The organism is Halobacterium bonnevillei (genome assembly GCF_009831555.1).
In the GTDB taxonomy this organism is placed as follows: Archaea; Halobacteriota; Halobacteria; order Halobacteriales; family Halobacteriaceae; genus Halobacterium; species Halobacterium bonnevillei.
Genome location: NZ_WUUU01000325.1, coordinates 1 through 1,468, shown reverse-complemented (window position 1 = coordinate 1,468; position 1,468 = coordinate 1). Strand labels below are relative to the sequence as shown.

General features: G+C 71.7%; 1 protein-coding gene and 1 pseudogene. Both read right to left on the bottom strand.

The window, feature by feature from the left end; all coding sequences use genetic code 11:
• Positions 1-684 (bottom strand): WD40/YVTN/BNR-like repeat-containing protein (locus GRX66_RS18955; RefSeq protein ID WP_394351551.1); only part of this gene is annotated, 684 nt, incomplete at its 3' end.
• Positions 685-720: 36 nt separating this feature from the next.
• Positions 721-1,468: pseudogene (locus GRX66_RS18950) on the bottom strand (carbohydrate kinase family protein); the annotation flags it as partial.

The window sequence follows — 1,468 nt, the reverse complement described above, 5'->3', positions numbered from 1 at the left end:
GGCGTCGGTGGGCGCTCCGCGGGCCGGGCGCGGCAGACACGAGCACTCGCTCGGGTCGTCCGGGTCGCAGACGACGCTCCAGCAGTACGACCGGTCCAGTCCCGACGCTGCAGTCGTCCAGGAGTCCCCGCCGTCCCGCGTGACGTAGAAGCCGTCGCCGGCCGCCGAATACGCGAGGGCGGGGCGGTCGGCGTGGTCGTCATGGAGTGCGTGTCGTAGGGCCCGAGCGGACGCGGTCCCGCACGTCTCGCCGCCGTCCGGCGACCGCACGAGCGCGCCGGCCTCGATGGCGGCGTAGAGGCGCTCCGCGGTCGGCTCGAGCCACCGGACGTGGTGCGTGCTCGGGCGCGGCGGGAACGCCCAGTCGTCGCTGGACGGCACGTCGGTCAGTCCGCTGCACTCCGTGAAGCGCTCGCCCTCGGGAGCGTGATAGACGGCACTGGGTTCCGTTCCCACCCAGACCCCCGATTCGTGGACCGCGACCGCGGTGACGTCACCCACGTCCGCGACGCGCTCCCACTCCGTCCCCTCACCGTCGCGTCGCCGGTAGAGGCCGTCACTCGTCCCGCAGTAGACGCCGTCCGGCCCGGCGTCCAGACACTGCACCTCGTCCTCGAAGACGGTGGCGAGCGACCCGTCGTCGTACTCCAGAACGCGGTCGGCGTACCCGGCGAGGAGTTCCATACGCCACCGTACGTCGCCACCGCACCTAAATCTGCGTCAGAACTGTCGGTCGAGGAACGCTTCGACCTCCGGGAACGTCGGGGACGTGCGCGCGCCTTCCGCCTGTGCCGCAAGCGCGCCGCAGGCGTTCCCGTACTCGAGGGCCCGCTCGTAGTCGCCGCCGTCCTCGAGGAGGACAGCGATGAATCCGGCGGCGAACGCGTCCCCGGCGCCCGTCGTGTCGACGGGTTCGACGTCGAATCCGGGGTGCTTGTAGGACGCCTCCGGCGTGTGCACTGTCGCGCCCTCCGACCCGTGCTTCACGACGACGACCCGGTCGCTGACGTCGGACTCGGGGTAGGCGGCGTCGTCCTCGAGGACTGCCAGCGCTTCGCGGTCGTTGACGAACAGGACGTCCGTGCGGTCGATCGTCGCCGCGTAGTTTCGTTCGCCGAGGCGCCGCCCCGGGTCGAAGGAGACGGTCGCGTCCGCGTTCGTCGCGAGTTCGGCGAGGCGAGCGGCGGTCTCCGGCCGCTGGCTGGTGAGGTGGACGTGGTCGGCCGACTGGACGTACTCGGGGTCGAGGTCGGCGGCCGTCACGGCCTCGTTCGCGCCGTCGTTGCCGAGTACCATGACCTCTCCGTCGCCGTCCACGACGAGGTACTTCACGCTCGTCTCTGCGTCCTCGACGACCCGGAGGCCGTCGAGTCGACGCCGACGCGGTCGAGTTCGCGCCGCGCGAGCAGGCCGTTCTCGTCGTCGCCGACGCTCCCGACGAGCCCGTGTCGACGTCGAATCCCGCGAG